The 5,484-nt window shown below is 49.0% G+C and carries 5 protein-coding genes; 3 read left to right on the forward strand and 2 right to left on the reverse strand.

The genetic code is table 11. The features are described from left to right. Positions 1–374 precede the first annotated feature (374 nt). The gene (locus AC06ND_RS05565; RefSeq protein WP_475678003.1) at positions 375–1,346 is read left to right on the forward strand and encodes a porin; all 972 of its coding nucleotides are present in this window, start codon (positions 375–377) and stop codon (positions 1,344–1,346) included. A gap of 10 nt (positions 1,347–1,356) precedes the next feature. Here the strand turns inward: AC06ND_RS05565 and AC06ND_RS05570 are convergent, their stop codons facing one another. Together AC06ND_RS05570 and AC06ND_RS05575 are read right to left on the reverse strand one after the other, a co-directional pair. Then, the gene (locus AC06ND_RS05570; RefSeq protein ID WP_475678004.1) at positions 1,357–2,280 is read right to left on the reverse strand and encodes a Ppx/GppA phosphatase family protein; all 924 of its coding nucleotides are present in this window, start codon (positions 2,278–2,280) and stop codon (positions 1,357–1,359) included. Next, positions 2,270–4,327: an RNA degradosome polyphosphate kinase gene (locus AC06ND_RS05575; RefSeq protein ID WP_475678005.1), complete on the reverse strand. Its 2,058-nt coding sequence runs from the start codon at positions 4,325–4,327 to the stop codon at positions 2,270–2,272. The genes AC06ND_RS05570 and AC06ND_RS05575 overlap by 11 nt, the downstream gene beginning before the upstream one ends. A gap of 148 nt (positions 4,328–4,475) precedes the next feature. Here AC06ND_RS05575 and AC06ND_RS05580 point away from each other — a divergent pair, with 148 nt between their 5' ends. Further along, the gene (locus AC06ND_RS05580) at positions 4,476–5,090 is read left to right on the forward strand and encodes a glutathione peroxidase (RefSeq protein WP_475678006.1); all 615 of its coding nucleotides are present in this window, start codon (positions 4,476–4,478) and stop codon (positions 5,088–5,090) included. Positions 5,091–5,168: 78 nt separating this feature from the next. Beyond that, positions 5,169–5,294 (forward strand): hypothetical protein, encoded by a 126-nt coding sequence (locus tag AC06ND_RS05585; RefSeq protein WP_475678007.1) that lies wholly within the window; start codon positions 5,169–5,171, stop codon positions 5,292–5,294. Positions 5,295–5,484 lie beyond the last annotated feature (190 nt).

The raw sequence follows: 5,484 nt of genomic DNA on the forward strand, positions 1-5,484 counted from the left end.
TCCGCTCGCATATCATTGAACGATTCCCACTCCGCTTTGCTTACCTTCAAATACCATTCGCTCAATGGCTGCTGAGTCTCAGGATGTTTCTCCCAATACTCGCGAAGACTGTTGATTGATATGATTCTCATGCTGCAAATATATAAATTATTTTGAATGGAATAATATTATTAAATAAATAATCTGCATTTCTGCAATTTTTCAGATTTCGTATTTGCGATTGTGGATAATAGAGTAGCAGCTTTCACCGGATTTTAATAATCCTGAAATTTCGCTGACACATCGTCTTCAGATATTTGTCCTGATAAAAAAAGACAATGATGAAGACAAATCTTATTTTTCTGTTGATGGCATTTTGCCTCACAGAGCCAGCTGTGGCACAGCCCGTAATCCATGGTATCCTACGTGGCAAATATGAGTATGAGCCCAACCTTCGCGCAGGAAGGTTCGAAGTAAGGAATGCAAGACTCTCAGTCGAAGGAAACATCCAGAAGCGTTCAGCTTACAAGATGGAGGTCGACCTTTGCGATGAGTCGGCGATCAAGATGAAAGACGCATGGGTACGCGTGACCCCGATGAAGGACTTCCGCATCACCATCGGACAGCAGAGAATGCCGTTCTCGATCGACGCCCACCGCAACCCTTCCGCACAGTATTTCGCAAACCGCTCATTCATTGCCAAGCAGGTCGGAGACATGCGTGACGTCGGTGTCGCACTCGGTTTTGACTTAAGCGGAAAGGACGGTCGCAGATGGTTTTCTTTCGATGCCGGCATCTACAACGGATCAAACCTTGACAACCAGAAGACCGCATGGTTCAAGACTCCGGCATATTCCGCCAGGATCCAGTTCTTCCCCGTCGAAGGACTTTTGCTGACACCAAGCGTCCAGCATCAGTTGATATCAGAGAGGAACGCAGCATACACATCCTTCGACATCGGAGCCTCCTACGAGCGGGCAGGATTCCACATTGAGGCCGAGTATCTCCACAAAGCTTACGCCCACGGTGCCTTTTCCCCATGCAATGCGGTGAACTCCATGTTCATCTATCGCCAGCTGATAAAGAAAGAATCCAGCTTCCTTCAGAGCATCAGCTACATGCTGAGATACGATCGCATGGGTGACCATAGCGACGGAAAGAAAGGCTTCGACACCGAGACCGAAAAACTGATACTTTCAGACCTTGGCAGACAGAGAATCACTGCAGGAATGACGTTCGCGGTAAGAAATCAGCTCTTCCCTACCGACATACGCATCAACTACGAGAAGTATATCTACTCATCGGACATGGCTCCGAAGGAAAGCGAGATGGATAAGATCGCCCTTGAGGTAATGATACGATTCTAACGAGAAACCATCACTCCGAAACGGCCAGCTGGTTGATGATACCATCTGACAGGCCGATCGTCGGGACAAGTACGGAATTCGCTCCTGCAGCATGGGAGATCGCGATGAAGATCTTCGCTGCAGGAACGATTACGTCAGCACGGTCTGATCTCAGATCATATTCACGCATCCTGTCCTCCACGCTGAGCGACGACAACTGTCCATAGAGTTCGGTAAGTTGCGCAAGACTGATCCTATCCTTGAGCTTCTCCTTCTTCGGAACAAGACGGTAGAGTTTATTGATGTTTCCACCTGATCCGATGATCTCCACATCCGTTCTTCCTTCGATCATCACCTTGACATGGTCGCACATCGCACTGATCGAGTCCAGGTTCACCAATCCGCTCAGCAGCCTGAGCGTTCCTATATTGAAACTGCGGCTTGCCTTCAATTCGCCATCGGCGATGAAGCTCACTTCGGTAGAACCACCGCCGACATCCACATAGAGATACGATTTGCTGCCGCTTTCCGCTCCGGACGAAGACACCAGCAACTTCTCGATGTGATTGTCATAGATGGTCCTAGCTTCTTCTTCGCCGGTTATGATCTCAATCGAAATGCCTGTTTCATCCTTGATACGGCTGATGATCTTCTGACCGTTCCTCGCATCCCGAAGCGCAGAAGTCGCACATGCTCGGTAAGCGACCACATCATATATCGACATCAGATGGCGATATGCCTTGATCATGTGCGTGAACTTCGCCTCCCTTTCCTTGCTTATCTTGCCATGGGTGAACACATCCATGCCCAAGCGAAGCGGGAATCGCACGAACTGCAACTTCTGGAAATCCAGTGTTCCATCTTCCTGTCTGGTCACCCTCTTTATGAGAAGGCGGGCCGCATTGGAGCCGATGTCAATCGCTGCCAGATTGTAACTGCTCTCACTATTGTCCATTGTTTTCATAATGCTTGTATAATTCTTGCTGTGATCGGAATACATTTTTCTCGTCTTTCAGTCCATACTCCACGATAAGCTTTGCCTCTTTCTTCAGGTTCACGTCATAGACTGGAGTGTAGACCTCAATGCGGTGGTCCAGATTACGTGGCATCCAGTCCGATGAACCTATGAACACCTTATAGTTCAGGTTCACGGCAGAGTCTTCGCGAGAATCCGGATGCTCGATGTCCGAACCGTTGGCAAATATCAGGATACGGGAATGCTCCAGATACCTGTCGATTATGGAATTTACCTTGAGATTGCCTTGAAGTTCTGGAAGATCAGGAACAAGAGAACAATTGCCTCTTACCAGGAGATTGACCTTAACACCGGACGCTGCGGCATCATATATCTTCCTGACGATGGTCTCATCGGTGACATGGTTCAACTTAGCCATGATACCTGCCGGCAGGCCCTGATTGTGGTTCTTGATCTCTTGGTTGATGAGAGCCAGAAGTTGACGTTTCATGTAGTTAGGCGAAACCATAAGTTCCTTGAAGCGTACAGGCAGATACGGATGCTCGATAAAGTCGAACACACGAGCCACATCGTTGACTATCGGTCGCCGTGCAGTCATCTGCATGAAGTCTGTGTAGGCGCGTGCATTTCCTTCATGGAAATTGCCCGTTGATATGACCGCGACGTCTCCCCCTTTCGCAGATATGAGCGTGACTTTTGAATGTATCTTCAGTCCCTCTACGCCGGTGATCACATTGATTCCCGCATCGGCCATCTTTTTGCTCCAGTCGATATTCGACTCTTCGTCGAAGCGTGCAAGAAGCTCAATCACTACCGTCACCTTCTTCCCATTCTTTGCTGCCGCCGAGAGCGCACCTATAACCTTAGAGTCCTTTGCAAGGCGGTAAAGAGTAGTCTTGATGCTCTTCACGTCAGGATTTACCGCAGCTTCCCTGAGGAGATTGATATAGGCGTCAAATGAATGATAAGGAACATGGATGAATCGGTCACTCTGTCGAATCTTTTCCAGGAATGAACCTTGATTCTCCATCACGTCCCTGACCCAATCAGGATTCAGGGAAGGCCACTTAGGGAACTTCAGGTCATCTCGTCCGCAGTCAGGGAACTTCATCAGATCCTTATGGTTCTGGTATCGGCCAGAAGACAACATCGTGTCAAGAGAAGACAGGTCAAGATGTTTCATCAGCCGCTTCAGCACCTCCCTCGGCATCTGATGATCATAGATCAATCGGACTGGGAGACCGTTCTTGCGGCTCTTGACGCCCTTGGTAATCTTTTGCAGCATTCCGCCCTGAATGTCCGACTCGATCTCCATCTCCGCATCCTTCGTGAACTTGAATGACCATGCTTCGAACTGGTTGTATCCGGTTCCCGGGAACATATATGGAAGGGCGCAGCGTACCACGTCGTCAAGATACATGATGTATTGTTCCTCTCCCTGTGACGGAAGCTTGATGAACCTTCCAAGCTGGCGTACTGGAAGTTCCACGATGGCATAGTTCCTCTCCGGTCTCTTCTTGTCCTGTTTCCACAGCTGCAGTCTCACCATCAAGAAGATCGTATCATCTGCCGAGGCCGTCAGCGTCTTGACTGCAGAGAGCCATGAAGGCGACACTGAACCGGCAAGATTGGACAGGCAGTACTGGCGCACGAATGCACGCTGTCCCTCGTCCAGGTCGTTCTCCTTGACAAGGTGAATATGCTGTTCGCCCAATTGCTCCGTAACCTCACGCACTGTTTCCTCGAAGATCTGTGCGTATCTGCTGTTAAGTTTGTTCACAGTCTTGAGAGTCTTCTCCGAACGCTCGCGAATCTGTCGGTTGGACTTGTCTGCGAGGTCGACGATACGGCTTAAGGTAGCAACACGCACCCGGAAGAACTCATCCAGGTTGTTCGAATATATGCCTAGGAAATTGAACCTTTCCAGGAGCGGTATTTCATTTCTCTGTGCTTCTGCAAGGATGCGGTAATTGAACGACATCCACGACACATCTCGTTCTATGTAATTCTTTTCGGTCAGTTTCATATTATCAGGCGTTGAACCAACTGTCGGTTCGACGCCGCGAATTTACCCCTCAGATATTTCAACAATATTTCAGGAAGATTAAAGAATTATGTCGCATTTTTTTGTATTACATTTGCAGCGCAGTATAATTTAGATCAACAAGGAACCTATGAAAAGATTTCTCAGCCAGATTTCAGTGATGACGATGTTGTTCGTCGCATCATGCACCCCAAAGAGCAAGATATATGAATTCACCGTCCAGGATGCCGAGGGTCAGCAGATAAGCCTTTCGGACTACAAGGGGAAGGTGCTTCTGATCGTGAACACTGCAAGCCATTGCGGCTTCACTCCGCAGTATGACGAATTGGAGGCCATGTACAAGGAATTCACTGCGGATGGATTAGAGATTCTTGATTTTCCATGCAATCAGTTCGGAGCGCAGGCACCCGAGTCAGACGCCGAATATGTGAACTTCTGCCGCGTCAACTACAACACCGAGTTCAAGCAGTTCCACAAGATCGACGTGAACGGAGAAAACGAGATTCCACTCTACACCTACCTCAAGCAGGAGCAGGGATTCTCCGGTTTCGACAAGGACCACCCTCTTACCGAGATACTCGAGAACATGTTCGACAACAACTTGCCGGGATGGCGTGAGAATTCGGATATCAAGTGGAACTTCACCAAGTTCCTCGTCGACCGCAAAGGCAATGTCGTCGCGCGCTTCGAACCGACCGCGACAGCAGAAATCATGCGCCCTGAAATAATCAACATTCTTAAGTAAAAGAAAGTTACTACATATGGCCGCTGCGTGGGACTTCACCCCGGCAAGGCAAAATACAGCCAGCGCACACCGGAAACTATGACCATGTTGAACGGTGCACCACTGTCCGAATGGGGCAATGAGATCAATGCCGGTGACACGATCACTTTCGGAAACGTGTCTGCCGCAGGGGGCTCTGCGAACGGATACAGAAGCAGCTGTTGAACCGAGTAGGAGGAAATCAAAAGTAGTTTCCTCCTACTTTTGTTTTCCCACCTCTCACACCACCGTACGTGCCGTTCGGCATACGGCGGTTCTTCATTGTTCAGTGCAATTTGACGTAGTAGTCCATAAGACAAGGATAGCCAGCTATGCGTAGATTCTTGTCGGTTGCGGCCCTGCTCATTACGGGCGA

The organism is Candidatus Cryptobacteroides sp. (assembly GCF_056207615.1).